We start from the raw sequence: 24,551 nt of genomic DNA, 5'->3' as shown, positions 1-24,551 counted from the left end.
GCCGGGGCCCGCATCAGTAATCACCGACCGAGGTGCTGACGGCAGCCTCGTCCAAAGTGATCGTGGTACCGCACGCGAAGTAGGCGCGGATCTTTTGATTGAGCCCATAACTCCGACCGACATAGTCGGTGGTCTTCAGGTCGCGACCGCGCATGGTCGCGCTCAGGAGCTTGCCGTCTTTCCCGATATGCAACTGGACTTCGCTGCGCCGCCTGTCGTGTTCGGCAAGCACCTGTTCCTCGTCGAGATAGACGGTAGCGGTGCCATAATCACTATGCTCGACGATGACGGTGATCACTTCGCCGTATCCGTCGCCCTCATGCCTTTTGCACATGTCGGCGGCGATCTCGGAGAGCTTGATCTCCTTCGGCGCGAGGTTCAGCAGCTCGTCCATGTCGGCGGCGAGCTGACCGGCGACAAGTGGGGCGACCTTTGCCTCGATCTGGGCCTTGAGGATGCCCGCGACCACGTTGCCGTAGGAAGGCAGATCGAGCCGCTCGACCCGCAAGGCATCGTCGATCGCCTTCTCGATCAGCTTTCCGGTGTCGCTGTAGCTCCGCAGGGCGCGATCGATGCTCTCGACAATGAGCTTCTCAACGCGGGTATTCACCTCTTTCTCGACGAATTCGGGGGTCATCTTCGCCGATACGGCGCTGCTGATGAGGCTGGTGAGGTCGGTCAATTTACGTCTCCTCGATGGGGTTCAGCGGCACGCGGGGCATGCCGGAAATAGACAGGGGTGGCGGGCGCACCGACGATGAGCCGGACAACCTCAGGATGGTGGAGCTTGCCGTCGGCACCCATCCAGGTCAGGCAGCCGTAGTGGATCCAGTCTTTCGGCAGTTCGGACGCGCCGAACCGCAGCAGCGGCTCGATGTCCTCCGGATGCTCGGCGAGGTAGGAGACGAAGCTTCCGGCCGTCTCCATCGCGCCGACGCCTGCGGCCTGCCCCAAGGCTTCCGAAACCTCGGCGAGACGCTTGATCACCGCAGCGGCAGCGGCGAAATCGATCGTCGACACGTCCGTCATGACTGCTTCCGCAGATCGGCGAGCGCCCGTGTCAGGTCCATGCTTGCGCGGCGGACCGCGCCACTGTCTTTCGGCGGAATGCTGTCGTCTATCCAAGCTTTGCCGTCTTTCGCCCATTCTGCCGGCGCGCGCTCGACCGGACCGGGTACGGCCTTCGCGCGGGCAAGGAAGCGTTCGGCCTCCTTGATCGCGGTGTTGAGGGTGTCGCGATTCATTCCGCGGTTCCTTTCGGTGCTGGCAGCATCGGCAGCATCGCGGGCATGGTGCCGACCCGATACGCCTCGGCGATTTGCGGACGCATCCAGTCGCCGACCGACTTTCCGTCGGGCAGCACGATGTTGGCCATGAACTCGTCTTCGAACAGCGCGATGCCGCTCTCGACCGCCTCAAGTTTCGCCTTGATGACAAGCGCGAGGGCCCGCCAGCGCTGCCGCACCGCCTGGTCGAATTCCTTGGCGGCGGCATCGGCGGTGCGAACGCCGCGGCTATGGTGCGTGAAAGCGTGGTCGTTGCGCGCCGGCAGCGGCAGGACGAACTTGATCTGGCGACCGTCCATGCGGAAGCCAACGACCGCGGCGTCACCCTGCCAGCCGTACATGAACTGGTCGGCACCGTAGCGGATCAGCGTGCGCTCGATCTCGTCACGCGACCGCGCGCTGGTGACCTCGGTCGAGGCGGCGTAGCGCGTCATGCGAAGTCGCCCGTGGGCGTGGTGAACTGCATCCGCTCGCCAGGGCGGGTTCGGCGATACTCGGCGCGGCGACCGTTGGCGTAATCGCAGACCAGCGCGACAAGCTTGCCCGTGTCGTCGTCGAAGAAGGCGATCGCGTCGACCGGGTCACCGATATCTTCGGGCGCGCCCTTGCGGCGCATGACCTCAGCTGCCTGACCTTCTCCCAAGATCGCGATGCTTGTCGCTTCGAACCGCGCGGGAAGGAAAGCGGGTCTATACCCCGACTGGTAGAGCGTCTTCATGCGAACTCACCGCATCCGCGCCCGACGAGCTCGCCGTTCTCCCCACCCGTGAAGTCGCGCCAATGCACCCAGCCCTTCGGACAGGCGAAGCCCCACTCGCGGACCTTGGGCCCGGTCATGAACAGCGACACGGCGCGCTCGCCCGGCAGGATCTCCAAGCGGTGCAGCGCGTCGGCACCGCGGCTGCCGATCCACCCGGCCTCGCGCATGAACGAACCCTCTGGAGTGTGCTCGACGTAGCGGCCCGAGAGCAGCATCGACGTGTTCGGCCACGGGTGGTCGTGCAGCGCACGGTCGTCGTCGCTCCGCAGGATCTCGTGCAGGTAGACGTTCGCACCCTCATTGCGCGGCACGACCCACCAGCGGCGGAGATACGGCGCGGCGGCCTCGCCGATGATGAAGTCGGGCGCGCGGACCATGACGTCCTGTGCCCATTCCGCCATATCGGCGGCGGTGGCGTATCCGATGCTCATGCCAATGCTCCCGCGCCGGCACGCCGGCAGTAATCGATAAAAGAGAGGTTGCAGTCGGCGTCGAGCCAGGCCTGATAGCGCCGCTGGCTTCGCGTCAGCTTGGGGGGCGGCGGGCTGTTAGCGACGACGAACGCGCGGCCCTCGTCGGTGACGCGGAAGAAGTCGTCGCCCCCGAACATCAGGGTTGCGCCATCCTTGCGCCACATCAGCCCAGCCTCGACCAGCGCAATACAATCCGGGTAGTCGTCGCTCCCGGCACCGGTGACGAAGTGCGAGCGATGTTGCTCGCCCTGTCCGTAATGGTCGACTCCGAGGGCGTGCTGCAAAATATGCAGCTGGCGTGCAGCGGGATCTGAGCGCACGATGTGCAACGAGACGATAATGGGACGATCAGTCATGACGGCGGAGCCTGAACTCGAGCGCGGAACACCAGCGAAGCTGTTTCGACTTTCCGGGTTTCCCGGTCAGCAGACGCAAACAGGGGGACCTATTCAGGAAGGTTCGCTCCGGGACTTGCTCCAGGTCGCCATGAATGACGTAGACGATCTCTGGCGCTACTCGATCGTGACGCTCGGCCGCCCGCTGATCAAGGAAAGCGACATTCGTGCCCTGGCGAAGGAATGGGATATCCGACCAGCCTGAAACACCGCAGATCACTTCGGCATCCCGTCATGCTGGACGCCATCGAGCAACCGCCCGGCGGCGCGCTTGCCGACCGAGCGCATCACGACGAAGCGCTTGCCGTGGAAGCCACATCCGCCCTCAAGGTTCAGCCACTTCGACTTGCCGCGATCAACGTAATCGTTCGTATAGTCGGCGCGCCAATCAGGATCGTCCCGCTCGCGATCGAGCGCTAGTTCCCAGTCTCCCCACTGCTTCATGAGGAACGGGACACCTGCAGCGGCGCACTGATCGCGCAGCCCACGTGCCCAGTCCGGATGCATCGGGCGCGCCCCGGGGCCGCTCTCGCCGCCCACGATCACCCAGTCGATCTTGCGGGTCAGCGCCCCGTCTCCGCCATTACGTCGGCAGCCCGCGTCAAACCCGTAGAGCGAGCCGCAAGCGCAATCTCCCCAGCATTCCGGATCCAGCGCAGTTGCGCCGTCGCAAACTTCGGTCAGATCGACCGGCCCGAGCAGCGGCTCACATGACAGGAACCGCACCGCGGCGGGGGTGGCGAGCAGATCGGGGATGCGCTCATCTGCGCGCTTCTGGTCCTCGACCGACACGCCCATCCACACGTTCTCCAGCGGCCAGCGGACGAACGAGGGATCCTCCTCCCGCGCGCGATCACCGAGTGGCGCGAGCTGGGCGGCGCCGGACACACCCCACAAATGCGACTCGTCCAAGATCACCCGCGCGATTCGCTGCGGCGTCCACGGATTGGCACAATAGGACTGCATGCGCGCCGACCGCTTGGTCAGCACCTGGTGCGTGTGATGAGGCGTCAGCGCCATGATGGCGAAGCACCGGTCGATCCATGCATCAGGGACGTTCCCGTGGAACAGGTCGCCGTGCGCGTTCCAGAAGATGGTCCGCGCGCGGCGCCAGTGCAGCGGTAGCACCAGCGCGCGCTCGTTGAGCCGGACATTGCCGGTCCAGACGTGCCCGGCCTTGCTCGGCACGGTCAGACCGGTTGACGGGTGCCCCGGCAAGTTCCGACCGCCCGCGCGCATGGCGAAGCAATTCGCGCAGCCGGGCGAGATCACGCTGCACCCGTTGACGACGTTCAGCGTCGCGTCGGTCCATTCGATTTTGGTGCCGTCAGCCATGTCGCACTGCCCCGCGCGCGGCGCGCAGCTGGTCGAGACGTTTTCGGATCCACAGCGGATCAATGCGGTCCAGGCGATCGCGTGCCTCGAGGACGCGCGCGGTATGCACCCGATCGTTGTGGACGAAGCGCTTCCCGGCCGGCGGCATGTAAGACGCGCTCACAGGGCACCGCGCATGCGAACTGGACCGACTGTGGGCAGGTGCGGCAGCGCGGCATCCCACTTGGCCTGGTCAACCTCGACCGGCGCGCGCGTACGGTGGGCGCACAGCACCTTCCCTTCGCGCGCCGGCACGCGGCGCAGCAGGCGCAACGGTACAAAGTGGACCGGCGCCACCTCGACGTTTCGGTATTGGCTGGACATCAGTAATCCTTCCGCGGCTTGCCGGGCGCGCCGACCCATCCGTCGCTGCGGACGATCTGGGGGAGACCCGACGGGGAGATGATCTTGATGCGCCCGTCGGCCATTCGGCCGATCACAGGGCACTGGAACGCGAAGTAAGGGGGCGGCGAGCGGAGCGGCCACCAGTATTCCCCGTTGGTCGCGTTGCGCTTGACCTCGATCGCTTCGCAGCCGACCGGCGTGATGCCAGCGGTAATCATGGCGGCGACCTGCTGATGGGTGAACGGCTTCCCCTCCTCGAACGAGCCATACCAGGGGTTCGGCTTCGAAGGGGTGACGAGCTTGATCTCGGGCTGACGCCCGACGAATTGGCGGGGGTGTTCCATCAGTTCGAATATCCCGTGTAAGCGCGACATGCGGCGCGCGCTGCGGCATCACGCCGTTTGGCTTTCTCGAAATCCGATTGCGCGCGGATCAGCGCCGCCTCGGTCGTCACGAGGTGATCAGCACACCCCTTGGAACGCGCCTGAAGCGCCACGGCCATCTGCTTAGCGCTGGGCTTGCGATTGACCCTTGAACGCTTGATCTCATCCGCGTCGGCGGCAAGGATCGCAAGGAAGGCATCGTATTCCAGCCGGATCCGGTCGGCGCGCAGTGAGATCTCGGATGCCAACTCGCGGACATACGCTTTGACCGCAGCTTCGACGTTGAGGTTGTTGCGAACCTTTTCGTAACGCAACTTGGCACGCTCTGCCCGCAGCTTGGCATAGACCGGACGAAGCTCGGCGATCGCCTGGTCGAGTTCGGGGTCGCGCGTCACCGCGGCGCCCCCGCGACATGCGCCCAGCGCGCGCGGTGCGGCGATGCCTTGCCGTACGCCCTGCCCGCCTCGAAATGGTCGACGCCATATTTCGCCTGCCAGGTGCGCAGCCCGATCGTGTCTTTCTCCTGGTGCGCGCCCGAGCAGAGCGGCACGGCGTGATAGTCCGGCGACTTGAGCGAAACGCCTTTCATGCCGTCGGCATCGGAGTGAGATGCCTCCATCACGCCAGTGCAGACGTGCCCCGCCCGGCCCGTGAGCAGGCACGGCCGCTTGCGCAACCAGGCGAGGTGCGTCGGGAATCGGCGGTCGGCGTCGGCCTTCCCGCTGTTCTGCTTCCGTGGGCGGATATCGACGCGCATCAGCCGAGCCACGCCCGTGCCACGACGAGGCAGACGACGACGAGACCGATGCCGAGGGTCAGCGCTGCGGACATCCAAAGCGGCTCCGGCTGTTCGGCGGCGGCGCGGGCGCGCGCCGCCTGCCGATTCAGCGCGTCCATGTTCTCGATCGAGCGCAGGAACTGCTGGCGGTTCTGCGGCGCATTCATGCCGCGCCCCCGTCGACGATCACATAGTGCGTGATCCCGCATTCATCGCCGTGGTCGCGGTTCCAGCGACGATACCACGCGCTCGCCCTACGCGGCGGTTGGGTGTGATCGAACTCGGCTTCGAAGACGCACTGGATCTGCACCAGCGTCTGCGGCGGGAGTGGGCAATCGCCCCCCGCCCATGCGATCGGCTGCGGCGTGTTCTCAGTAATTTCGGGTGGTAGCGATGCCACGTCGATCTCCATCGCCCGTCATGGGCTGATGGCTCGTTCTATAGCCTTGGCTATAGGCGGTCAATAGGCTTGGCTATAGAATTATCAGCTAGCGTTAGTCGTCAGGCGGTATGTAATCCGGATAAAAGTCATCCTGTCCTATATCGCACGCGCTATTTAAGTCGGCTTGCCAAGGTGTGGGCAACGCGGGCGGCGCGCCGACGCCGACTCGGATGGCAGCACCCCAGTTCGTCTCCTCTTGGAATATGGCGATGAGGCTATGACCTGCTCGCCGTAAAGCGCCGACATATGTCGCTCGCTCGGACGAGACGTAGCCGATCTGCGTATTACGTACACTCACCACCGCTATAGCGTGCTCGTCGTACGCATTCTTTGGCTCCGGGACGAGCGTCACCTCCTCGCCCGGAACGCAGAGTTTGATCTCGAACTGGCGGTTCGTTCCGTCAGCGTTTGGATACGCCGCCCCCACCACCGCAAGAGAGAAGTCTGCTATATTCGACGGCCGATCCAGATCACTCTTCCTAAAATATGCATTTCGCCGTCAGTGGCGCGTATCGTCCTCACCGATGGGTTGTCGCTCATAAGCTCGTGCGATCCGTCCGGCAGCCTGCGAACGCGCTTGATCATACCAAGGCCGCCGTACGACACTGCCCAAACTCGCTCCGGCTTGTCTATTACTCTTTGAGATCCATCGATTAAAACTACATCCCCATCTCGCAGCGTTGGTTCCATGCTGTCACCATCGCCTTGAGCGACGAACAGCTTCTCAAGGTTTCCTCCGGACACCGACCGAAGCCATTCTCGGTCAAATGCACGGTCGCCGCGTCGCTCGAAGACGTCGAGGAACGAGCCGCTTCCCATGGCGAGGCTGATTTCCATGTCGGGAACAAGCCATAGTCCCAACTTCTCCGCCATGCCTGCGCGATCGATAGCGCCCAGGGCGCCGGCGTCGGGATCGTCCGTCTCACCTAAAAGCCAAGCTTCGGTTGTATCGAGCTCGATCGCGATTTGCCGGAGGTGCTTCGACCGCTGCGTGTCCCCGTTGAAGATTGCGGAAATTGTCGGTTGAGAGACGCCGACAGCGCGAGCGAGCGCAGCTTGGCTGATGCCTCGTTCGCCCATTCGGGATGCCATTCGTTCGCCTAAGGTCATGCTGTCGCTTCTATAGAATGACCTATCGGAAGAAACTAACGATAGCCTATTGACCGACCTATAGGCTGTCCTATACATAGTCGTCATGGATCAGACGCCTCTTACCCGAGCCCTTAGCGCCATCGGCGGCCAAGCGGCACTGTCCCGCGCCGTCGGGGTATCCCAACCTTCGGTTTGGCACTGGGTCCACAGATCTCGCCGGGTACCTGCCGAATTCGTGCTGGCTGTTGAGACCGCAACAGGCGTTTCGCGCCACGAGCTCCGCCCCGACTTGTACCCCATCGAAAGGGCAGCAGCATGAACATCGTCGACGCGATCGCATTCTGGTCGGTGGTATCCGTTGGGCTGGGTCTGTTGATTGGCCCCGCTTTGCGCAAGGTTACGGCAGAGAAATCCTCGGGGCCGGTGCGTCACAATCGTCGCGCCGGAGACCGGTAAGCTATGACGCACGCTCATGACGAAGCTGAAGCGGCCAAGTGGATCGATCCGCTGATCGGTAAGCTCAACGCCGTCAGCGGTACCCGCTGCGCAGTCTGCCGTCAGGGCGTCTGCAACCATTCCGACGCTGAATACGCGGGCATCGTCAGTGATACTCAGCGCGTTCACGAGACAGGGACCAAGTGATGAGTGATCGTTTCCATGATGCTGAGGTAGCGCCGCAGTGCAGCAGCGTCGTTCCGGGAAATCGGGACGTTAACGAAGCCGAGTTCCGCGCAGCGATGTTGAGCGGCTTGGCGCGTTGTTCGAACACGGCGGCAAAGAAGCGTTCGCTTGCCGGCGCGATGGACCTCTCGAGCAAGGGCTTGGAGAACATCCAGCTGCGCGGTGCTGTGCCCGGCCCGAAGCGTTTGTGGGATGCCACTGCGGCATGTCCGCACGCGCTGGACGATATTGCAGACCTGTATGGGTTCGAGCTCGTCCGGAAAAGCGGCGACACCGCGACAGACGGAAATGGTACTTTGCCGATCGCCACCCTTCTTGCGCTTGTCGCCGAAGCGGAGGCCCCAGGCAGCGAGGGTGGCAAGGTCAAGACTCACCGGGAACTGCTGCGGATGGAACCGAATATCCGCCGAGTGCACGCGCTCACGGCGCAGTGGATCAAGGAAATCACCGACATACGCGCAGAGACGGGACTGCGCTCAATTCAGAACTGAGGATCAACGCCGGCGCTACCGGCAGGGAGTAAACGACAATGCCGAACACCACCCCTGCGGTGGCGACGATGGTCGCTTCCGTGAACGACAAAGCGCGCCTGGCTCGACCGGCATCGTTCAGGCTGCTGCCTGTTGCGAACAAGGCGATCGCCGGCTGGAACGAGCGCCTCCAGGTCTGGGCGGAGGCAGCGTAATGGCGCATGCTCGGATCATTCAGCAGCAGATGCTCGACTGGATCGGCAACAGCATCGCTCTGCGCAGCGCGCTGCCGACTGATGCGCAGATCGTCGATCGCTTCAACCTTCCCGGCGTTGAATCGGCGCGCTCGCTTTTGGCGGACCTAGCCGACGCAGGCGAGATCACGATCAAGGGCTTCGGTCCCTCTCGCACGATCACCATGGGGCGGAATGCTCGCTCTTTCGAGGCTGCGCCCCGCCCGACCCCGGCGGTCGTTGCTCGAATTGGCGGCAAGCGCGCCGATGACGAGAAGGTGCAGATCGACACGACGGCCGCTCGCATCCGCGCGATCGTCGCGCGCGGCAAGGCGGCCGTGGCCGAACCCGCGGCCGCGGTAATCCCCGCGCCGGTGTCCGATCCAGTTGCCGTCGAGGTCGTGCCGGTCCCCCCGCCCGAAACACCCGTTGTCGTCGAGCAGCTTGAGGTCGCGCCCGTCCCGCCTGAACAGCAGACGCAACTTCAGATCGAGCGCCTGCCTACGGCCCCGGGTCGCGCGCCGACGCGGCACGAAACAGCGATCGCGCCGCGCGACACGCGCCGGCAGCTCAACATCCACTTCCCGCACGACCAGTTCGACAAGCTCACTGCGCTGGCCAACGGCGCGGGATCGTCGGCAGCGGCGTTCGCGCGGGCCACGCTGATCAGCTGCCTCGACCGGAAGCCCCGCGTCCCCGCGGCGGTGACTGCGGCGGCGCTGCGCGAGAAAGCCCCGGTCGTCGACTTCGCCCATCGGATGATGGCCCTCGGCCTCGCCGCCTACGACCACGAGCGCTCAGGAGGCGCAGCATAATGCCCGACCACATCGATATGGCCGTTGAGATCAGCGACCTTCACCTCGAGCGCAGCATCCGCGCCGCGCGCCAGCCCGTCCCAATCGGCGTCCCCGGTGAGTGCGAGCAGTGCTATGAGGACAGCCCTCGCCTGGTCGGCGGGCGCTGCGCCCCGTGCCGTGATGGGAAGCGCCGGTGAACGTGCCCACTGCCCCCGCGCGCGTCTGCATCGCCGAAGGTTGCACCACGACGATCAGCCGCACCTCGAAGGGCCGCTGCCGTCCCTGTTCGACCAAACGTCTACATGACGACCCCGAGATCGTCGCGCGGCGGGCAGCTGCGCGCATCGCCTATCACGCACAGCCGGGTGTGAAGGAAGCCCAGCGCGATCGCTTGGCCACCGCGATCGCCAACCTGTCCGAGGACGCCATCGAGCGCCGTCGCGCGCATGCCCGCAAGGTGGTTGCCGAGCGTCTTCACACGCCCGAGGCTCAGGCCAAGGCACTGGCGAAGCGTTGCGAGCCTGAGGCCATCGCAAAGCGCGCGCGGTCGATCGCTCGTAAGGCTATGCCCTGGCTGCCGGATCATCTGATCGAAACCTACCGCGAGTTGACGCGCAAGGGCACGCCGAAGGACGTGGCGCGCGCGGCGCTCGAGCCGGAGATCCCGGGCACCGCCGCACACACGGCGCGCGTCCTGGCCAACTTCACTGATGCCCAGCGCATCCGCGCCGAGCGCGAGCGGGCGCAGGCATACTGATGCGCAGGGTCATTCTCGAAAGCCCCTATGCGGGCGACGTCGAGCGGAACGTGGCGTACGCTCGCGCCTGCTTGGCGGACAGCCTGGCGCGCGGAGAGGCCCCGATTGCGAGCCACCTGCTCTACACGCAGCCCGGCGTCCTCGACGATGCGAACCCGGACGAGCGGGCACTCGGCATATCCGCCGGGCTGGCTTGGAAGTCAGTGGCCGACGCCCAGATCTTCTACGTCGATCTCGGCTGGTCGAAGGGCATGTGTGCCGCTGCCGGTGACCGCGCCTTCGACACGATCGAATGCCGCCGTCTCGGCGGGGAGTGGACAGCATGACGGCTACCGTCCTCCACGGCGACTGCCGGGTCCTCATGGCCGCAATGGTCGAGGCCTCGATCGACTGCATCGCTACCGATCCGCCGTACGAACTCGGCTTCATGGGTCGCAGCTGGGACAAGTCCGGCATTGCGAACGACGCCGCTATGTGGCGCGAGGCGTTCCGCGTACTCAAGCCCGGCGGCATCCTCGTCGCGTTCTCGCACGCCCGGACCTATCACCGGATGGTATGCGCGATTGAGGACGCGGGCTTCGAGATCCGCGACCAGATCATGTGGCTGTACGGCTCGGGCTTCCCAAAGGGTGGCAACCGCGACGGCAAGGGCAGCTGCCTTAAGCCCGCGCACGAGCCGATCGTCGTTGCCCGCAAGCCGTTGATCGGATCGGTAGCGGCGAACGAGGCGATGTACGGTACCGGTGCGATCAATATTGATGCCTGCCGCATCCATTCCGACGACGCCTTGGGCGGCACATACACCGTCAAGCGGTTGAAGCCCGGCGCAACGCTGGACAAAACCGGCGGTAACTGGCGCCCCACCGACGGCGTCGAATACCACGGCGAGATGAAACCGGGCCGGTGGCCAGCGAACATCGTCCACGACGGCAGCGACGAAGTTCTGGCGGGGTTTCCAGCGCATGCTGGCGGTGCAGCGCCAGCGAGTGGCTCCACGCGCACCGACGGCTTCAAAAGTCGGGCGATGGCCGGTTCGATGAACGGCATAAGCACCCCAGCACCGTTCTACGGCGACACCGGTTCAGCGGCCCGTTTCTTCTACTGTGCCAAGGCCAGCAAGTCTGATCGCGACGAGGGACTCGACCACCTCGATCCGCAGGCGTTTGTCCAGTTCCAGACAGGAAATGGCGAAAGCGGCGCGGCGTCGAGCCTCAGCGAAGGCCGAGAGACTCAGTACCGGAACATCCACCCGACGGTGAAGCCCGAAGGCCTCATGCGGTGGCTGGTCCGTCTGTACACCCCGCCCGGCGGTACAGTTCTGGACCCGTTCACGGGCAGCGGATCGACCGGCAAAGCCGCGGTTCTCGAAGGCCTCGACTTCATCGGCTGCGAACTGACCGACGAATACATCCCGATCGCACGCGCCCGCATTGCGGCTGCCGAATTGCGCGTCGCGGACGTGCCGCCACCCTCGCCCCAACTCGGGCTGTTCGAGGACGCGGCATGACCATTGAGAATCACCAAGGGAGAACTGCTGTGAACATCCAAGTGAAGTCTGCCGACTTCCGGCGCGCGATCGTGCTCGCCGGCAAGGTCATCGAACGGCGGCACGTGATTCCGATCCTTAGCATGGTACGATGCCACGCCAACGGGTCGTTCCAAGCGACCGGCACCGATCTCGATATGTCGCTGACCGCAACGGTGGCGCGCATCCCGGGCCCCGGCGGCGACTTCGTCATGCAGTCCCCGAAGAACGTCGTCTCGGCTCTCTCGGCAGCTGGCGGCGACACGGTCTCGGCGTGGCCTGAGGACGGCAAGGTCGCATTTGCGTCGGGTCCGCTGACCATTGCAGTGGGAACGCTGCCAACCGACGACTTCCCCTCGGATATGGAGCGGACCATCACGCCGGCCTTCTCGGCGACGCTGTCGCGCGACCATATGGACGTGCTCGCCCGGGTAGCCGACGCCATGTCGAGCGAAGAGACCCGCTACTATCTCAACGGCCTGCACCTTCGCTCGATCGGTGACACCACGATCCGAGCCGAGGCGACCGACGGCCATCGGATGTATTTCGCCGACATCGAACTGCCGGATGCAGCTGGCACCTTGCCGACTAACTGCATCATCCCGCGCAAGGCGGTGGCCCTTCTGTTCGACCTTGCGAAGTCCGCAGACGACGGTGTGCGGCTGGCAATCGGTCCCGCACTGGCGAGCAACCATATCGAGGGCACCGCTCCAGAAGCGGTCGGCGCGCCGCGGTTGAGCGTCAGCATCCGCGAGCGCGCAGCCGAAGTCACCTTCCAATCGAAGCTCATCGATGGGACCTTCCCCGACGTGTCGCGGATCATCCCGACGGCGGGCAAGCGACAGTTCCTGTTCCAGTTGCCTGATCTTCGTCGCGCGATCGCAGCGATATCGGGGCACTCGTCGACGGTGCGGGCAACCCGGATCACGCTGGCAGAAGGCGGGACGGCGAAGATCTCGGCGGCGTTCATCGACATCGGCCTGTCCGCGGAGGTCATCGTGCCTTGCCAGCACACCTCGCCCGGTTTCGAGATCGGTTACAACGGCCGCTACCTGTCTTCGGTGATCGGCTCCTGCCGCGGCAGCGAGATCCTTTTCGATGTCGAGGATCCGTCAACGCCCGGCCTCGTGCGCGACCCGGCCGACACCGCCTGGACTGCTGTCCTGATGCCGTTGCGCCTTTCCTGACCTTCCCAGCACTCACGGAGATTACCATCATGAGCGATTCCATTTCTGCCGACCAGCTGCGCCTGCTGATCGAACGCGTCGAGCGTCTTGAGGAAGAGAAGAAGGGCATCACCGACGACATCAAGGACGTCTATGGCGAGGCCAAATCGACCGGTTTCGACGTCAAGACGATCAAGACGATCGTGCGCCTCCGCAAGATGGAGAAGCATCACCGCGACGAGGCCGAGGCGCTGCTCGAGACCTACAAGCAGGCGTTGGGCCTGGCCTGATGGGTCTGCTGGCCGCCCTTTTCCTGTCCAAGCAGGAACGCAACGCGCGTGCGCGGCGGCGGGCGCTGGAGGCCGAGCTCGACGCTCGCCTCCAGCGCCGGAAGGCCAGCCGCGCCATCCTCAACGAACGCGCGCGCCTCGGTGCCGCGACCAAGGTGCATGAGCAGGTCGCGCGCGACCCGCTGCTGCTCGAGCAGGTGATTTTCTGATGACAGGCCATGCGCCTCTAACATCGGCGGACGCCGACCTGCAGGACTTCCCCTTCATGCCCCTGCACGTCGCGCGTCTCCGCGACAGCGATCTTGCCGCAGAGGCTCACCCGGAAGCGTGCTGGTACGCTGTGCTGCTTTGGTCGGCATCGTGGCATCAGGTTCCTGCCGGGTCGCTGCCTGCCGGTGAGGCGGTGCTCGCGCGGCTATGCGGCTTGGGGCGCGACGTGAAGACGTTCCGCCGGCACCGCGACGATGCGATGCGCGGCTGGATCGAATGCAGCGACGGCCGGCTGTACCACCCGGTCGTTGCCGAGCAGGTCAACTCCGCGTGGTCTGAAAAGCTGGCGTATCGCGATCGCAAAGCAAAGCGTGCCGCTTCCGGATCCGCTGGCGGTGAGGCGAAGTGGAATGCCGATCCCAGCGGCTTGAGCCGTTCACAGCGACTGTCCATTGCGCGCGAGAAGGGTCGGCATACCAAGCAGGACTGGCTTCTGATGATTGAGGCTTGCGGTACCATCTGCGCGCGCTGTGGCGACGGTGGCCCTCTCGTGAAAGACCATATCCTCCCGATCTACAAAGGCGGGTCGGACGGCATCGAAAACCTTCAACCCCTCTGCCCAACATGCAACTCCTCGAAGGGCCCCGAGGACACCGACCACCGCCCGAACGGCTGGGAAGATCGCTACGAACGTCTGCGCGAATGCCTAGCAAACGGTAAACGAACGCCTAGCAAAATGCCTGACGAAATCGAAGGCGAACGCCTACCGAAAGGGACAGGGAGAGGGAAAGGGACAGGGAGTTATTCCGATGCTGACGCATCGGGCGGCGCTGCCGCCGTCGGTGCCGAGGTGATCCCGATCATTCCGGCAGGTGCTCCGCCAAGCCCCCCCGTCGATCCCGCCAAGGTCATGTTCGACAGCGGGATAGCCCTGTTGGGAGCAGCAGCCGTTCCCGAGCGGAAGGCCCGCAGCATGCTCGGGAAGTGGCTGCGCGACCACGGCCCCGAAACAGTCATCGTCGCCCTCGGCAACGCTCAGCGAGAAGGCGCAGTCGACCCCGTCAGTTTCATCGAAAGGTGTTTCCGCAATGGACCGCAATCCCGACCTGCCCGCCAATCTCGCAACGGCTTCCTCGATGCCATCATTGATGAGGAGCGCGCAGCCCGTGCTTGATCGAGCGTTCGAACCTGGCGCAGTATTCAGCGCGGCCGATATTGCGGTGATCACGCCGCTCGCGAATGCAGTGGCGCGCCCGCAGCTCGCCGACGACCGCTTCATCAATCAGTCCCTCGGCGGTTTGTCCGCGTCGATGCCAAGTCAGGCCACCGACAGCATTCATGGCAAGCTCAAGCTCAACACGTACAAGGCGATGCTCGAGGGATGCGACGCCCGCGCGCTGACATACGCAGTGCGGCGCTGCCTGGACGAGCTCGATTGGATGCCGACCGTTCACCAGCTGAAGGAACGTATGGCGAACTGGATAAGCCCCGAAGAAGCTGCGATCCGCCGCGCGCGATTCATTTTGCGAACGGGCACGAGGGACGAGCCAGTACAAGACGTGCCGATCACCGCCGCGCAGATCCGCGCCATGAAGCCGGAGTTTCGCGCGATGGGTCTCGCCGCCGGGCATCTGACGCAGGACGAGATCGACGCTGCCCTGTCCGAGCCGGTCGAGCAGGCGCAAGCCGCATGATGCCGCTGGTCGTAACCGCGCTGCTCGAAGCGGCCCCCGACGTCCGGGTCGAGGTCATGTCGCCCGTGTTCCGCAAGATCCAGCTCGGCGACGGTCGCGCGCTCCACCACTTCACCGCAGGTGACGAAGGTGATGAGTTCCACGATCACCCTTGGTGTTTCGCCAGCAGCGTCCTTCATGGGGGATATGCCGAGGACGTCGTTGTGTCGCTGGATCCGTTCACCGTCATGGAGAAGCGACGTCTGCCCGACACCATGCATCTGGTGAACGCCGGTCACATTCATCGCATCACGCGCCTGCTCGCGGAAGATTGCTGGACCTTGGTGGTTGCCGGTCCTCCCAAGCGCGACGTTAGCTTCTACCGGCACCGCGAGGGCAGCGTGCAATCCCGGCGATGGGACGAGGCTTGGCCATGAAGTGTCGCAAAAGCTTCAACCGAAAATACGTGAGAGGAAACCCTATGGCTAACGATCCCATCCGCAGCGAACGTCCCCGAGAAGACATCCCGGAATCGATGCGCAATCTTGTCCAGGCTTGGCAGGCGATGGCGTCGTCATCCGCCGAGATTGCCAATGCGAAGCGCACGATTTTCCTCGCCTACGTCGCCGAGGGGTTCAGCGAAGCCCAGGCACTGGATCTGGTTAAGACCGTGTGACGGCACAGAACGCATTCAATTCAGTATCAAAGTTCAAAGGGTGGGATATGACGAGGAACGCAGAGAAGCGCCGGAACAACTCCGATTGGTGCATTTTGCGTACGTCCGGACCAAGCACGCTCAGCTTGGTCTCCTCGCTTCAGGATGCCGGCCTCCACGTCTGGACACCGACCGAGCATACAAAGCGGCGCGTTCCGCGAAGTAAGGCCACCGAGTACCGTATCGTGCCGTTGGCGCCGACATATGTGTTTGCGCGGCGCAGTCATCTTGCGGCGTTGCAACGGATCGAGCGGATGATAGTCTCGCCTCATCCTCGGTTCTCGATATTCAGGTATTATGGCGAAACGGTATTCGTCAGACACAGCGAGCTGGCTCCGCTTCGATCGATCCAGCAGGGCACATATGTCAGGTCTTTGCCTGCTAGCGGCAAAGCCGCCGGCAAGCCGCGCGGTAAAGCGTACGACGTGGACGACGTTGTAACCTTCACGACCGGGTCGTTCACTGGCTTCGAAGGCTTCGTGTATTCGAGCGACGGGCTAACCACGACGGTGCAGCTCAGTCTCTTCGGCCGTGAGCAGCTGGTGAAAGTAGATACTTTACAACTTCGTTCACGCAATGTACCAGTAAGGAAGAAAGCTGCTTGAGCAGCCCGCGACGAGCGTGACCGGCTGGCGATATCGCCTTACTGCCCTCGTCCCCAACGCAGAGGCCCGCATAGGGTTCTCGGGCGATTGTCCTACGGCATGGTAAAACCCAGTATTCAGTTCGGTTGGCTGACCGTTCCCTCCCTGGCGGTCAGCACGCCCCCTCACCCAAGCACACGACGCAAGACATCGGTCATGCTTCGGCACCTGCGAGCGGCTGACTGGCGGTGAGGAAAGACAATGGCCAAGCTCAAGACGCTGCCCAGCCGCCTCGGTTCGTTGAGCCCGATGCGCGGCCACCTGCCAGCGCCTGAGCGGAAGCTCGAAGCCGAGCGCAAGGTCTTCTCGCCTTGGCGCGCCTGGTACAACACGACGCGATGGCGTCGCCTGCGCTGGGCGCAACTGGTCAAGGACCGCTTCACCTGCACTCGGTGCGGTAAGCTCGAAGGCGACACCGCCAAGCTGGTCTGCGACCACAAGATCCCGCACCGCGGCAGTGCGGACCTGTTCTGGGACGAGGGCAACCTGACGACCCTGTGCAAACCGTGCCACGACAGCGCCAAGCAGCGCGATGAGCAGGCGCAGGGTATGCGCGGGGCCTGACACGTCCTGCGGCGCGCTGGCGGGAGTCCTGGGTAGCCTGATGCTGCACGAGACCGGGGGGGGTGGTCCGGACTTCGCGGCGGGGCGCCGCCTGAGACCGGTATGGCTCTCACGCAGAGAAAAAATTCTACTGGAGCGATCCGGGGTGCGAACTAGGCCGCGGGAACCGATGCAATGAAGACTTCCCGCCCAACTGTTGACTGGTCGAGAATTGAGCTCGAATACTGCGCCAACGAAGATTCCATTCGCGAAATAGCCGATCGCCATGCAATTTCCGACACGGCTATTCGTAAGCGCGCAAAGGCCGAAAAGTGGGTTCGCTTGGTTCGCACCCCGCCAAGTGCGAACCAGTGCGAACCTGAGCTGACCGCACCCCCTCCCCGGCCTGTTGACCCATCTGAACCGATCGACCCGGTCGCGATCGCGGATGGGGGGCGCGGCTTGGTGTGGCGTATGCTCGACGAGCTCGATGCCACCACGACACGGCGCGGTGAGCTCGAAGACATGATCATCGCAGCGACCGACGGTGACGACGATACTGCCCGGCGGGAATCGATGATGCGCGCGGTCAGCCTGAGCAGCCGAGCCAACAATCTCAAGACGCTCGCACTGGCGTTCAAGACCCTGAACGAAGCATCAGCGCCGCAGGGTAAGAAGGCTGCGGCGCAGGAGCGAGCCACCCAGATTGGCGGCAGCTCGCGCTTCGGATCGATCGGTCCGCCGAAGCTGAAGGCAGTCCAGTAGCGTGGTGACCTGGTCGACTGCGAACCTCGACTGGAAGCGCAATATCCGTGAGCGGCGATCGCTCATCCCGTTCGCTCCGCTGTTCCCGGACTCGGCTGATGCCAAGATGGCGGTGTTCACGTCGCTGAAGATCGTGGACGTCCCCGGGCGCCCCACGTTCGGCGAGGCATCGGATCAGTGGCTGCTCGACTTCGTCGCTGCGATCTTCGGTGCCTACGACCCCGAGACCGGGCAGCAGATGATCCGGGAGTTCCTGCTCCTCATATCGAAGAAGAATACGAAGTCGACGCTCGCTGCCGGCATCATGCTGACCGAGCTCATATGCGGTTGGCGCGAGGAAGACGAGAACCTGATCCTCGCGCCGACGATCGAGGTCGCGGGCAACAGTTCCAAGCCAGCGTTCGCAATGATACGCGCCGACGACGAGCTTGCCGAGCTCCTGCATATCCAGGAGCACATTCGGCTCATCACGCACCGGGTGACCAAGGCGACCCTGAAGGTGGTTGCCGCGGACAGCGCCACGGTATCGGGTAAGAAGGCCAGCCGTGTTCTGGTCGACGAGCTTTGGTTGTTCGGCAAGAAGGCGACGGCGGACTCGATGCTGCGCGAAGCGACCGGCGGGCAGGTGTCACGGCCGGAGGGATACACCCTCTACCTGACGACACAGTCGGACGAGCCGCCCGCCGGAGTGTTCAAGGAGAAGCTGGCCTATTTCCGCGACGTCCGCGACGGCATCATCAACGACCCGGAAAGCCTGCCGGTACTCTACGAATTCCCCGACGAGATGGTCAAAACGGGCGAGCACCTCGACCCCGCCAACTTCTACGTCACCAACCCGAACCTCGGTCTGTCGGTCAGCCAGAAGTGGCTGGAGAGCGAGTTCCGAAAGGTTGAGAACGCCGAAGACGGCACCAAGCAGGTGTTCTACGCGAAGCATCTCAATGTCGAGATCGGCGTCGGGCTGCGGCATGATGCCTGGGTCGGCGCTCTCTACTGGCAGGCGGCGCGCGCAGCCCCTGAAGTCTGGGACGGCTCGCTCGACCAGTTCCTCGAAATCGTCGAGGTGGTGGTTGCCGGCGGCGACGGCGGCGGGCTCGACGATCTGATGGGGCTAGCGCTGCTCGGGCGGCACAAAGTCACCAAGCAGTGGCTGCTCTGGTGCCGGGCATGGGCGCAGCAGGACGTTTTTGATCGGCGCAAGGACATCGTGTCCAACCTCAACGACTTCGCGGCCGAGGGGTCCTTGGTCAAATGCCTGACGCCGACGCAGGACCTGATCGAGGTTGCCGACCTGCTCGAGCGCGTAAAGGACCTGGGGCTGTTCCCGAAAGAGGCCGCCATCGGTCTTGATCCGCAGGGCATCACCTCGCTGGTCGACGAACTGACCGGCCGCGGCTTCACGATCGAGCAAATCCCGGCGATCAGCCAAGGCTTTCGCCTTTCGGGTGCGGTCTGGGGCACCGAACGCAAGCTGAAGGACGGCACGCTGATCCACGCTGGTCAGGCGCTGATGGCCTGGTGCGCGGGCAACGCGAAGGCTGAGCAGCGTGGGAACGCAGTGCTGATCACGAAGCAGGTCGCCGGCAAGGCGAAGATCGATCCGCTCATCGCCGCCTTCAATGCGGTGGTGCTCATGTCCCGCAATCCGGAAGCCGCCGGTGCAGGGCCGCAATTCATGTTCATCTGAAAGGCACCCCTATGGACAACAGGGCATACAGCGTCCTTGCGATCAAGGCGGTCAACGAAGACGCCCGCACCATCGAAGGCATTGCGACGACGCCGACCGTCGATCGCGTCGGCGACATTATCGAGCCGCTGGGGGTGAAGTTCACCAACCCCATGCCGTTCCTGTGGCAGCACAATCACGACCAGCCGGTCGGGACGTGCGAGTTCGGCCAGCCGACTGCGAACGGTATTCCGTTCAAGGCGAAGATCGCAAAGACCGACGAGCCGGGCATCCTCAAGGACCTCCTCGATCTCGCCTGGCAGTCCATCAAGCTGGGGCTCGTCCGGGCGACCAGCATCGGCTTCCGCCCGATCGAGTACGCCTACATGGAGGCCGGCGGGATCCGGTTCACCGAGGTGGAAGTGTTCGAGCTTTCTGCGGTCACCATCCCGGCGAATGCCGACGCCATCATCACCGCCATCAAGTCGATCGATACCTGCCTGCGTCATGCGGCAGGCATCCCCGACCCCGAAGTCCCTGCCAACCCTGAACCTGCCGCGTCCGGCAAGTCGGTTCGAGTGGTGAAGCTGGTCGAACCCGCCCGCGATCGGGCGAAGCCATTCGTCATCAAAACCATTCGAAGGAACACGAAGTGAGCAAATTCGCGGAACAGATCGCGGCTTACGAGGCGAAGCGCGCGTCCAGCGTCGGCGCCATGGAAGCCATCATGACCAAGGCGGCAGCCGACGGTGCAACCCTCGATGCCGCGCAGTCGGAAGAGTATGACGGCCACGCGGCGGACATCGAGTCGATTGACAAGCACCTCGATCGGCTGCGCGTGGCCGAGCGCACCATGGCGAAGTCGGCGCGTCCGATCGAGGACGTCCGGGATCCGAACGCGGCTTCCGAGCAGCGTGGCGGGTCGATCATCGTCAAGGCGCAGCCGAAGCTCGCCCCCGGCATCGCCTTCGCACGTTATGCCAAGGCACGCGCCGTCTCGCGCCTCGATTCGGAGCCGGTGCTGGTCGTTGCCGAGCGTATGTACGGCGCCGACAGCGACGTGGTCGGCACCGTCAAGGCAGCCGTTGCAGCGGGTTCCAACCAGCCCGGCAGCTGGGCCGCCGCCCTGCACAGCCCGGAAGGTGCGGCGTTCGTCGACTTCGCCGAGTTCCTCCGTCCGGCGACGATCCTCGGCAAGTTCGGTACCGGTGACATTCCGGCACTGCGCAAGATCGGCTTCGACGAGCCCGTCATCCTGCAGACCGGCGGGGGCCAGGGCTACTGGGTCGGCGAAGGCAAGCCCAAGCCGCTGACGTCGTTTGACTTCAAGCGCGACGTACTCGGCCGCTTGAAGGTCGCGAACATCGCCGTTCTCACCGAAGAGAACGTCCGCAGTTCGAACCCGAGTTCGGAGGCGATCGTCCGCGACGCGCTGAAGGCCGCGCTGGTCGAGACGCAGGATCTGGCGTTCATCGATCCGACCAATGCAGGCGTGGACACGGTTCGTCCGGCCTCGGTGACGAACGGTGCGTCGGCCCATGTCTCGGCTGGTCGTGACGCAGATGCGGTTCGCGCGGATGCGCGCGCAGTCATGGCTGCGTTCATTGCGGCATCGAACTCCCTCACCACCGGCGTCTGGATCATGTCGGCAACCAACGCGCTTGGCCTGTCGATGATGAGCAATGCGCTCGGGCAGAAGGAATTCCCGGGCATGACGATGCTGGGCGGCACGTTCGAAGGCCTTCCGGTCATCGTTTCGGAATATGCCGGGTCGACGGTCGCGCTGGTCAACGCCTTGGACATCTATGAGGCTGACGAGGGCGACATCGCCGTCGACATGAGCCGCGAGGCATCGCTGGAAATGAAGAACAGCGACTTCGCCCAGGATGGCCTCACCGGTGCCGGCACGCAGCTGGTCTCGCTGTGGCAGAACAACCTGGTCGGCCTGCGCGCCGAGCGCACCATCAACTGGCGCCGTCGCCGCGCGACTGCAGTCGCGTACCTGACGGCCGTCCGCTGGGGCGAGCCTGCGGCTCCCGGGGCCTAAGCGCACCGTGAACTGGATCGGCGGGCGGCTTTCCGCCCGCCGATTTACCGAAAGGAAAGCATTATGCCCGACCTCATCGCAACTCGCAGTTTGCGGTACGCCACGCGCGCGCTGACCGCGGGCGACCCTTTCCAAGCCAGCAACAAGGATGCCCGCATCCTCGTTGCGATCAAGAAAGCGCGCCCCGCCTCTGTCGAAGAGGCAGCGCAGTCGGAGGCGTCGGCCGACGCCGAACATCAGGCGCTGCGCGACGAAGCGACGAAGCTCGGCATCATGGTCGGCCCTCGTTGGGGTGAGAAGCGCCTCAAGGACGAGATCGCCAAGGCATCGCGCGCGTAATGCGGCTGTTCGGGCTCAACATTGGCAGGTCAAACCCTTCCGCCGAGCCCGCATTGTCTGCGCTGGTGGAAGGTGGCTTGCCGATCCTCACCGAGCGGTCCGCGCGGACCGTAACGGCGCCGTCGGGGCCATGGATGCCGATCGTTCGGGAGAGCTACGGCGGTGCCTGGCAGCAGAACGTCGAGGTCAATCAGACCGCCGTTCTCGCCTACCACGCCGTGTTCGCGTGCATGACGCTGATCGCGTCGGACATTTCCAAGCTGCGCGTCAAGCTGGTCGCGCAGGACGACAACGGTATCTGGTCGGAGACGACGAAGACCGCCTACTCGCCAGTGCTGCGCAAGCCGAACCCGTTTCAAACCCGGATCCAGTTCTGGGAGACGTATTTCCTCTCCAAGCTGTCGCGCGGAAACACCTACGTGCTGAAGCGGCGCGATGGGCGTGGTCTCGTGACCGGGCTTTACGTCCTCGATCCCGGCCGCGTGCAACCACTGATCGCGGACGACGGTAGCATCTTCTACGATCTCCAGTGCGACAACATTTCGGGTATCACAGGCGGCGTCGTCGTCCCCGCACGAGAAATCATCCATGATCGCTGGAACTGCCTGTTCCACCCGCTGATCGGGATCTCGCCGTTGTATGCGAACGGCTTGGCGGCAACTCAGGGGCTGAACATCCAGGGCAACTCGGCCAACCTCTTCGGCAACCAGTCGCGCCCCGGCGGTATTCTCGTCGCGCCGGGCGCGATCGACGCGGGCTCAGCGCAGGAACTGAAGGACAACTGGCACCAGAATTATGGCGGCAAGAACGCCGGTAAGGTCGCGGTGCTCGGGAGCGGCATGAAGTACGAGACGGTGGCCATTACCCCGGACGACGCCCAGCTCATCGAGCAGTTGAAGTGGACTGCCGAGGTTGTGTGCTCGACCTTCCACGTCCCGCCGTACAAGCTCGGCATCGGCAATCTGCCGACCAGCAGCAACGTCGAGAGCCTGAACCTCGAGTATTATACACAGGCGCTGCAATCGCTGATCGAAGCCGCTGAGCTTTGCCTCGATGAAGGTCTCGGCATTGGCGAAGGGTTCGCGCTTGGCACCGAATTCGACCTCGACGGGCTTCTGCGGATGGACACCAAGGCTCTGATCGAGGCCGAAGCGATCGGAACCAAGGCTGGCATCAAGAAGATCAACGAAGCCCGTCGCCGCCTGGATCTCGGGCCGGTGGAAGGTGGCGACACGCCGTACCTCCAACAGCAGAATTACAGCCTCGAGGCGTTGGCGAAACGCGACGCCAGCGACGATCCGTTCGCCAGCAGCGGCTCCACTACCAGTGCGACTGCGCCCGCCGCACCAGCCAACGACAATCCGGCTGCGGAGCAGCAGGCGCGCGCGACGATCGCGCTGTTCGAGAAAGAGTTCCGGGAGGCGCTGAATGCTTGACGTGAAGGCGCTAGCCCAAGCCACCGCGGCGGTTGTTCGCGAGCTTGTCCCCGCCATGCTGGACAAGGCAACCGCACCGCTGCTCGAGCGCATCGCACAGCTTGAAGCCCGTAAGCCGGAACCGGGCAAAGACGGCAAGGACGTCGACATCGACGAACTGGCTTCGATGATCAATCGCGCGGTCGCCGCGATCGAGATACCAGCCCCCCAGCCTGGCAACGACGGCAAGGACGTCGACATGGACGAGGTGCGCTCGCTCATCCTCGCTGCCGTCGCCGATCTGCCACCTGCGCAGCCTGGGAAGGATGCTGACCCCGAGTTGGTTCGATCGCTCGTCGCCGAAGCAGTCAGCGCGATCGTCGTCCCGGAGGCTAAGCCCGGCAACGACGGCAAGGACGTCGACATGGACGAGGTTCGCACGCTGATCGTCGCCGCAGTGGCGGATCTGCCCCCTGCGCAGCCGGGCAAAGACGCGGATCCGGCGCTCGTCCGGTCGATGGTCGCCGAGGCCGTCGCTGCGATCGAGATCCCGACGGCGAAAGACGGCAAGGACGTCGACGTCGAGCAGGTCCGCGCGCTCGTACAGTCCGCCGTCGATGCGTTGCCACCTGCGCAGCCCGGACGGGATGCCGACCCCGAGATCGTTCGGTCCGCCGTTGCCGCTGCGGTCGCGTCGATCGAACTTCCCCAGCCGCGTGACGGCAAGGACGCTGACCCGGCACTGATCAGGGCGCTCGTTGAAGAAGCGGTCGCGGCCTTACCGCCCCCTGCCCAGGGCAAGAGCATCACGATTGACGATGTGGCCCCGCTAATCCGCGAGGAGGTCGCCAAATCAGTGGCGGCGATCCCGCGTGCCAAGGATGGCGTGGGCGCGGCCGGCGCGGTGATCGACCGCAGCGGATCGCTCGTGCTGACGCTCAGCGACGGCAAGATGGTCGACCTCGGCCGGGTCGACGGCAAGGACGGCCTCGATGGGACCGGCCCTGAGGACATGACGGTCGAGCTGATGCCCGACGGTCGCACTGTGAAGTTCGTCTTCGCCAAGGGCGATAAGGAATATGCCTTCCAAGTGCCCTTCCCGGTCGTGCTCGATCGCGGCGTGTTCAAGGAGGGCACCGCATATGAGCATGGCGACGCGGTCACGTTCGGCGGCTCGCTGTGGATCGCGCAACGCGCGACTGGCGAGAAGCCAGAGGGCACGAACACAGGCTGGCGCCTGGCGGTCAAGAAGGGTCGCGACGGCCGCGACCTGAGCCGGGAGTAGCT

At 64.4% G+C, this 24,551-nt stretch carries 41 protein-coding genes; 25 read left to right on the top strand and 16 right to left on the bottom strand.

The genetic code is table 11. The annotated features are described in order from the left end of the window. Nucleotides 1–13: 13 nt before the first annotated feature. The 16 genes from L8G49_RS06155 to L8G49_RS06080 form a co-directional block, all read right to left on the bottom strand. Nucleotides 14–682 (bottom strand): hypothetical protein, encoded by a 669-nt coding sequence (locus tag L8G49_RS06155; RefSeq protein ID WP_242183308.1) that lies wholly within the window; start codon nucleotides 680–682, stop codon nucleotides 14–16. After that, on the bottom strand, nucleotides 679–1,020 hold the full coding sequence (locus L8G49_RS06150; protein ID WP_242183306.1) for a hypothetical protein: 342 nt from the start codon (nucleotides 1,018–1,020) through the stop codon (nucleotides 679–681). Before L8G49_RS06150 ends, L8G49_RS06155 begins: the two co-directional genes overlap by 4 nt. 5 nt (nucleotides 1,021–1,025) lie before the next feature. Next, nucleotides 1,026–1,244, bottom strand: a complete 219-nt coding sequence (locus tag L8G49_RS06145) for a hypothetical protein (protein WP_242183304.1) — start codon at nucleotides 1,242–1,244, stop codon at nucleotides 1,026–1,028. Continuing rightward, on the bottom strand, nucleotides 1,241–1,720 hold the full coding sequence (locus tag L8G49_RS06140; protein WP_242183302.1) for a hypothetical protein: 480 nt from the start codon (nucleotides 1,718–1,720) through the stop codon (nucleotides 1,241–1,243). The genes L8G49_RS06145 and L8G49_RS06140 overlap by 4 nt, the downstream gene beginning before the upstream one ends. After that, the gene (locus L8G49_RS06135) at nucleotides 1,717–2,004 is read right to left on the bottom strand and encodes a hypothetical protein (RefSeq protein WP_242183300.1); all 288 of its coding nucleotides are present in this window, start codon (nucleotides 2,002–2,004) and stop codon (nucleotides 1,717–1,719) included. Before L8G49_RS06135 ends, L8G49_RS06140 begins: the two co-directional genes overlap by 4 nt. Continuing rightward, nucleotides 2,001–2,477, bottom strand: coding sequence for a hypothetical protein (locus tag L8G49_RS06130; RefSeq protein WP_242183298.1), 477 nt, complete (start codon nucleotides 2,475–2,477; stop codon nucleotides 2,001–2,003). The genes L8G49_RS06135 and L8G49_RS06130 overlap by 4 nt, the downstream gene beginning before the upstream one ends. Then, the gene (locus L8G49_RS06125; RefSeq protein WP_242183296.1) at nucleotides 2,474–2,875 is read right to left on the bottom strand and encodes a hypothetical protein; all 402 of its coding nucleotides are present in this window, start codon (nucleotides 2,873–2,875) and stop codon (nucleotides 2,474–2,476) included. Before L8G49_RS06125 ends, L8G49_RS06130 begins: the two co-directional genes overlap by 4 nt. Nucleotides 2,876–3,130: 255 nt before the next feature. Then, complete coding sequence (locus tag L8G49_RS06120; protein WP_242183293.1) at nucleotides 3,131–4,249, bottom strand: phage Gp37/Gp68 family protein; 1,119 nt, start codon at nucleotides 4,247–4,249, stop codon at nucleotides 3,131–3,133. Beyond that, nucleotides 4,242–4,412, bottom strand: a complete 171-nt coding sequence (locus tag L8G49_RS06115) for a hypothetical protein (RefSeq protein ID WP_242183291.1) — start codon at nucleotides 4,410–4,412, stop codon at nucleotides 4,242–4,244. The genes L8G49_RS06120 and L8G49_RS06115 overlap by 8 nt, the downstream gene beginning before the upstream one ends. Then, complete coding sequence (locus tag L8G49_RS06110; RefSeq protein ID WP_242183290.1) at nucleotides 4,409–4,612, bottom strand: hypothetical protein; 204 nt, start codon at nucleotides 4,610–4,612, stop codon at nucleotides 4,409–4,411. The genes L8G49_RS06115 and L8G49_RS06110 overlap by 4 nt, the downstream gene beginning before the upstream one ends. After that, nucleotides 4,612–4,977: a hypothetical protein gene (locus tag L8G49_RS06105; RefSeq protein ID WP_242183288.1), complete on the bottom strand. Its 366-nt coding sequence runs from the start codon at nucleotides 4,975–4,977 to the stop codon at nucleotides 4,612–4,614. The genes L8G49_RS06110 and L8G49_RS06105 overlap by 1 nt, the downstream gene beginning before the upstream one ends. Continuing rightward, nucleotides 4,977–5,411: a hypothetical protein gene (locus tag L8G49_RS06100; protein WP_242183286.1), complete on the bottom strand. Its 435-nt coding sequence runs from the start codon at nucleotides 5,409–5,411 to the stop codon at nucleotides 4,977–4,979. The genes L8G49_RS06105 and L8G49_RS06100 overlap by 1 nt, the downstream gene beginning before the upstream one ends. Further along, complete coding sequence (locus L8G49_RS06095) at nucleotides 5,408–5,773, bottom strand: hypothetical protein (RefSeq protein ID WP_242183284.1); 366 nt, start codon at nucleotides 5,771–5,773, stop codon at nucleotides 5,408–5,410. Before L8G49_RS06095 ends, L8G49_RS06100 begins: the two co-directional genes overlap by 4 nt. Further along, complete coding sequence (locus L8G49_RS06090; RefSeq protein WP_242183282.1) at nucleotides 5,773–5,961, bottom strand: hypothetical protein; 189 nt, start codon at nucleotides 5,959–5,961, stop codon at nucleotides 5,773–5,775. Before L8G49_RS06090 ends, L8G49_RS06095 begins: the two co-directional genes overlap by 1 nt. After that, complete coding sequence (locus tag L8G49_RS06085; RefSeq protein WP_242183280.1) at nucleotides 5,958–6,194, bottom strand: hypothetical protein; 237 nt, start codon at nucleotides 6,192–6,194, stop codon at nucleotides 5,958–5,960. The genes L8G49_RS06090 and L8G49_RS06085 overlap by 4 nt, the downstream gene beginning before the upstream one ends. Nucleotides 6,195–6,683: 489 nt before the next feature. Beyond that, entirely contained in the window at nucleotides 6,684–7,346 is a 663-nt protein-coding gene (locus L8G49_RS06080) for a helix-turn-helix transcriptional regulator (RefSeq protein WP_242183278.1), read from the bottom strand. A gap of 85 nt (nucleotides 7,347–7,431) precedes the next feature. Between L8G49_RS06080 and L8G49_RS06075 the strand changes: the two genes are divergently transcribed. From L8G49_RS06075 to L8G49_RS05955, 25 genes are all read left to right on the top strand, one after another. Further along, complete coding sequence (locus L8G49_RS06075) at nucleotides 7,432–7,647, top strand: YdaS family helix-turn-helix protein (protein ID WP_242183276.1); 216 nt, start codon at nucleotides 7,432–7,434, stop codon at nucleotides 7,645–7,647. Next, nucleotides 7,644–7,784, top strand: coding sequence for a hypothetical protein (locus tag L8G49_RS06070; RefSeq protein WP_242183274.1), 141 nt, complete (start codon nucleotides 7,644–7,646; stop codon nucleotides 7,782–7,784). The genes L8G49_RS06075 and L8G49_RS06070 overlap by 4 nt, the downstream gene beginning before the upstream one ends. Nucleotides 7,785–7,787: 3 nt before the next feature. After that, nucleotides 7,788–7,970 (top strand): hypothetical protein, encoded by a 183-nt coding sequence (locus L8G49_RS06065; RefSeq protein WP_242183272.1) that lies wholly within the window; start codon nucleotides 7,788–7,790, stop codon nucleotides 7,968–7,970. Beyond that, nucleotides 7,970–8,500: a hypothetical protein gene (locus L8G49_RS06060; protein ID WP_242183270.1), complete on the top strand. Its 531-nt coding sequence runs from the start codon at nucleotides 7,970–7,972 to the stop codon at nucleotides 8,498–8,500. The genes L8G49_RS06065 and L8G49_RS06060 overlap by 1 nt, the downstream gene beginning before the upstream one ends. Before the next feature lie 38 nt (nucleotides 8,501–8,538). Continuing rightward, entirely contained in the window at nucleotides 8,539–8,694 is a 156-nt protein-coding gene (locus L8G49_RS06055; protein WP_242183268.1) for a hypothetical protein, read from the top strand. Continuing rightward, the gene (locus tag L8G49_RS06050; RefSeq protein WP_242183266.1) at nucleotides 8,694–9,527 is read left to right on the top strand and encodes a hypothetical protein; all 834 of its coding nucleotides are present in this window, start codon (nucleotides 8,694–8,696) and stop codon (nucleotides 9,525–9,527) included. Before L8G49_RS06055 ends, L8G49_RS06050 begins: the two co-directional genes overlap by 1 nt. Nucleotides 9,528–9,702: 175 nt before the next feature. After that, nucleotides 9,703–10,266 carry a hypothetical protein gene (locus L8G49_RS06045; RefSeq protein ID WP_242183264.1) on the top strand — a complete coding sequence of 188 codons (564 nt, stop codon included), beginning with the start codon at nucleotides 9,703–9,705 and terminating at the stop codon, nucleotides 10,264–10,266. Next, nucleotides 10,266–10,592, top strand: a complete 327-nt coding sequence (locus L8G49_RS06040) for a hypothetical protein (RefSeq protein WP_242183262.1) — start codon at nucleotides 10,266–10,268, stop codon at nucleotides 10,590–10,592. The genes L8G49_RS06045 and L8G49_RS06040 overlap by 1 nt, the downstream gene beginning before the upstream one ends. Before the next feature lie 35 nt (nucleotides 10,593–10,627). Beyond that, the gene (locus L8G49_RS06035) at nucleotides 10,628–11,773 is read left to right on the top strand and encodes a site-specific DNA-methyltransferase (protein WP_242183260.1); all 1,146 of its coding nucleotides are present in this window, start codon (nucleotides 10,628–10,630) and stop codon (nucleotides 11,771–11,773) included. Between the two features lie 29 nt (nucleotides 11,774–11,802). Next, nucleotides 11,803–12,978 carry a DNA polymerase III subunit beta gene (locus L8G49_RS06030; RefSeq protein WP_242183258.1) on the top strand — a complete coding sequence of 392 codons (1,176 nt, stop codon included), beginning with the start codon at nucleotides 11,803–11,805 and terminating at the stop codon, nucleotides 12,976–12,978. 29 nt (nucleotides 12,979–13,007) lie between these two features. After that, the gene (locus tag L8G49_RS06025) at nucleotides 13,008–13,247 is read left to right on the top strand and encodes a DUF2312 domain-containing protein (RefSeq protein WP_242183255.1); all 240 of its coding nucleotides are present in this window, start codon (nucleotides 13,008–13,010) and stop codon (nucleotides 13,245–13,247) included. Continuing rightward, entirely contained in the window at nucleotides 13,247–13,456 is a 210-nt protein-coding gene (locus tag L8G49_RS06020; RefSeq protein ID WP_242183253.1) for a hypothetical protein, read from the top strand. The genes L8G49_RS06025 and L8G49_RS06020 overlap by 1 nt, the downstream gene beginning before the upstream one ends. Beyond that, the gene (locus L8G49_RS06015) at nucleotides 13,456–14,631 is read left to right on the top strand and encodes an HNH endonuclease (RefSeq protein ID WP_242183251.1); all 1,176 of its coding nucleotides are present in this window, start codon (nucleotides 13,456–13,458) and stop codon (nucleotides 14,629–14,631) included. Before L8G49_RS06020 ends, L8G49_RS06015 begins: the two co-directional genes overlap by 1 nt. Further along, a complete protein-coding gene (locus L8G49_RS06010; RefSeq protein WP_242183249.1) occupies nucleotides 14,546–15,151 on the top strand; it encodes a hypothetical protein in 606 nt (201 codons plus the stop codon). Before L8G49_RS06015 ends, L8G49_RS06010 begins: the two co-directional genes overlap by 86 nt. After that, entirely contained in the window at nucleotides 15,148–15,567 is a 420-nt protein-coding gene (locus L8G49_RS06005; protein WP_242183247.1) for a hypothetical protein, read from the top strand. Before L8G49_RS06010 ends, L8G49_RS06005 begins: the two co-directional genes overlap by 4 nt. Before the next feature lie 44 nt (nucleotides 15,568–15,611). After that, nucleotides 15,612–15,806, top strand: coding sequence for a hypothetical protein (locus L8G49_RS06000; protein WP_242183245.1), 195 nt, complete (start codon nucleotides 15,612–15,614; stop codon nucleotides 15,804–15,806). A gap of 125 nt (nucleotides 15,807–15,931) precedes the next feature. Then, nucleotides 15,932–16,450 (top strand): hypothetical protein, encoded by a 519-nt coding sequence (locus L8G49_RS05995; protein WP_242183243.1) that lies wholly within the window; start codon nucleotides 15,932–15,934, stop codon nucleotides 16,448–16,450. A 240-nt stretch (nucleotides 16,451–16,690) separates the two neighbouring features. Continuing rightward, complete coding sequence (locus L8G49_RS05990) at nucleotides 16,691–17,053, top strand: HNH endonuclease (protein ID WP_242183241.1); 363 nt, start codon at nucleotides 16,691–16,693, stop codon at nucleotides 17,051–17,053. Between the two features lie 174 nt (nucleotides 17,054–17,227). Then, nucleotides 17,228–17,797 carry a hypothetical protein gene (locus L8G49_RS05985; RefSeq protein ID WP_242137368.1) on the top strand — a complete coding sequence of 190 codons (570 nt, stop codon included), beginning with the start codon at nucleotides 17,228–17,230 and terminating at the stop codon, nucleotides 17,795–17,797. Between the two features lies 1 nt (nucleotide 17,798). Then, nucleotides 17,799–19,484 carry a terminase large subunit gene (locus tag L8G49_RS05980; protein WP_242183239.1) on the top strand — a complete coding sequence of 562 codons (1,686 nt, stop codon included), beginning with the start codon at nucleotides 17,799–17,801 and terminating at the stop codon, nucleotides 19,482–19,484. A gap of 11 nt (nucleotides 19,485–19,495) precedes the next feature. Next, the gene (locus tag L8G49_RS05975; protein WP_242137370.1) at nucleotides 19,496–20,119 is read left to right on the top strand and encodes an HK97 family phage prohead protease; all 624 of its coding nucleotides are present in this window, start codon (nucleotides 19,496–19,498) and stop codon (nucleotides 20,117–20,119) included. Then, nucleotides 20,116–21,510, top strand: coding sequence for a phage major capsid protein (locus tag L8G49_RS05970; protein ID WP_242137371.1), 1,395 nt, complete (start codon nucleotides 20,116–20,118; stop codon nucleotides 21,508–21,510). Before L8G49_RS05975 ends, L8G49_RS05970 begins: the two co-directional genes overlap by 4 nt. A 63-nt stretch (nucleotides 21,511–21,573) precedes the next feature. Next, on the top strand, nucleotides 21,574–21,849 hold the full coding sequence (locus L8G49_RS05965) for a hypothetical protein (protein ID WP_242137372.1): 276 nt from the start codon (nucleotides 21,574–21,576) through the stop codon (nucleotides 21,847–21,849). 77 nt (nucleotides 21,850–21,926) lie between these two features. Next, nucleotides 21,927–23,285: a phage portal protein gene (locus L8G49_RS05960; protein ID WP_242183236.1), complete on the top strand. Its 1,359-nt coding sequence runs from the start codon at nucleotides 21,927–21,929 to the stop codon at nucleotides 23,283–23,285. Next, entirely contained in the window at nucleotides 23,278–24,549 is a 1,272-nt protein-coding gene (locus L8G49_RS05955; protein WP_242183235.1) for a hypothetical protein, read from the top strand. Before L8G49_RS05960 ends, L8G49_RS05955 begins: the two co-directional genes overlap by 8 nt. Nucleotides 24,550–24,551 lie beyond the last annotated feature (2 nt).

The organism is Sphingomonas sp. CARO-RG-8B-R24-01, from assembly GCF_022662295.1.
GTDB lineage: Bacteria > Pseudomonadota > Alphaproteobacteria > Sphingomonadales > Sphingomonadaceae > Sphingomonas.
The sequence above is the reverse complement of the archived record's forward strand: the minus strand, read 5'-3'. Positions and strand labels throughout refer to the sequence as shown.

Bases quoted from the DNA above. Each gene is read 5' to 3' on its own strand.
- L8G49_RS05965 (WP_242137372.1), top strand. From the start codon at position 21,574: ATGCCCGACCTCATCGCAACTCGCAGTTTGCGGTACGCCACGCGCGCG.
- L8G49_RS06050 (WP_242183266.1), top strand. From the start codon at position 8,694: ATGGCGCATGCTCGGATCATTCAGCAGCAGATGCTCGACTGGATCGGC.
- L8G49_RS05975 (WP_242137370.1), top strand. From the start codon at position 19,496: ATGGACAACAGGGCATACAGCGTCCTTGCGATCAAGGCGGTCAACGAA.
- L8G49_RS06010 (WP_242183249.1), top strand. From the start codon at position 14,546: ATGGACCGCAATCCCGACCTGCCCGCCAATCTCGCAACGGCTTCCTCG.
- L8G49_RS06020 (WP_242183253.1), top strand. From the start codon at position 13,247: ATGGGTCTGCTGGCCGCCCTTTTCCTGTCCAAGCAGGAACGCAACGCG.
- L8G49_RS06125 (WP_242183296.1), bottom strand. From the start codon at position 2,875: ATGACTGATCGTCCCATTATCGTCTCGTTGCACATCGTGCGCTCAGAT.
- L8G49_RS05985 (WP_242137368.1), top strand. From the start codon at position 17,228: ATGAAGACTTCCCGCCCAACTGTTGACTGGTCGAGAATTGAGCTCGAA.
- L8G49_RS06005 (WP_242183247.1), top strand. From the start codon at position 15,148: ATGATGCCGCTGGTCGTAACCGCGCTGCTCGAAGCGGCCCCCGACGTC.
- L8G49_RS06070 (WP_242183274.1), top strand. From the start codon at position 7,644: ATGAACATCGTCGACGCGATCGCATTCTGGTCGGTGGTATCCGTTGGG.
- L8G49_RS06080 (WP_242183278.1), bottom strand. From the start codon at position 7,346: ATGACCTTAGGCGAACGAATGGCATCCCGAATGGGCGAACGAGGCATC.
- L8G49_RS06075 (WP_242183276.1), top strand. From the start codon at position 7,432: ATGGATCAGACGCCTCTTACCCGAGCCCTTAGCGCCATCGGCGGCCAA.
- L8G49_RS06040 (WP_242183262.1), top strand. From the start codon at position 10,266: ATGCGCAGGGTCATTCTCGAAAGCCCCTATGCGGGCGACGTCGAGCGG.
- L8G49_RS06130 (WP_242183298.1), bottom strand. From the start codon at position 2,477: ATGAGCATCGGATACGCCACCGCCGCCGATATGGCGGAATGGGCACAG.
- L8G49_RS06015 (WP_242183251.1), top strand. From the start codon at position 13,456: ATGACAGGCCATGCGCCTCTAACATCGGCGGACGCCGACCTGCAGGAC.
- L8G49_RS06110 (WP_242183290.1), bottom strand. From the start codon at position 4,612: ATGTCCAGCCAATACCGAAACGTCGAGGTGGCGCCGGTCCACTTTGTA.
- L8G49_RS06090 (WP_242183282.1), bottom strand. From the start codon at position 5,961: ATGAATGCGCCGCAGAACCGCCAGCAGTTCCTGCGCTCGATCGAGAAC.
- L8G49_RS06025 (WP_242183255.1), top strand. From the start codon at position 13,008: ATGAGCGATTCCATTTCTGCCGACCAGCTGCGCCTGCTGATCGAACGC.
- L8G49_RS05990 (WP_242183241.1), top strand. From the start codon at position 16,691: ATGGCCAAGCTCAAGACGCTGCCCAGCCGCCTCGGTTCGTTGAGCCCG.
- L8G49_RS06065 (WP_242183272.1), top strand. From the start codon at position 7,788: ATGACGCACGCTCATGACGAAGCTGAAGCGGCCAAGTGGATCGATCCG.
- L8G49_RS06135 (WP_242183300.1), bottom strand. From the start codon at position 2,004: ATGAAGACGCTCTACCAGTCGGGGTATAGACCCGCTTTCCTTCCCGCG.
- L8G49_RS06145 (WP_242183304.1), bottom strand. From the start codon at position 1,244: ATGAATCGCGACACCCTCAACACCGCGATCAAGGAGGCCGAACGCTTC.
- L8G49_RS06000 (WP_242183245.1), top strand. From the start codon at position 15,612: ATGGCTAACGATCCCATCCGCAGCGAACGTCCCCGAGAAGACATCCCG.
- L8G49_RS06035 (WP_242183260.1), top strand. From the start codon at position 10,628: ATGGCCGCAATGGTCGAGGCCTCGATCGACTGCATCGCTACCGATCCG.
- L8G49_RS06140 (WP_242183302.1), bottom strand. From the start codon at position 1,720: ATGACGCGCTACGCCGCCTCGACCGAGGTCACCAGCGCGCGGTCGCGT.
- L8G49_RS06060 (WP_242183270.1), top strand. From the start codon at position 7,970: ATGAGTGATCGTTTCCATGATGCTGAGGTAGCGCCGCAGTGCAGCAGC.
- L8G49_RS06105 (WP_242183288.1), bottom strand. From the start codon at position 4,977: ATGGAACACCCCCGCCAATTCGTCGGGCGTCAGCCCGAGATCAAGCTC.
- L8G49_RS06120 (WP_242183293.1), bottom strand. From the start codon at position 4,249: ATGGCTGACGGCACCAAAATCGAATGGACCGACGCGACGCTGAACGTC.
- L8G49_RS06095 (WP_242183284.1), bottom strand. From the start codon at position 5,773: ATGCGCGTCGATATCCGCCCACGGAAGCAGAACAGCGGGAAGGCCGAC.
- L8G49_RS05955 (WP_242183235.1), top strand. From the start codon at position 23,278: ATGCTTGACGTGAAGGCGCTAGCCCAAGCCACCGCGGCGGTTGTTCGC.
- L8G49_RS06055 (WP_242183268.1), top strand. From the start codon at position 8,539: ATGCCGAACACCACCCCTGCGGTGGCGACGATGGTCGCTTCCGTGAAC.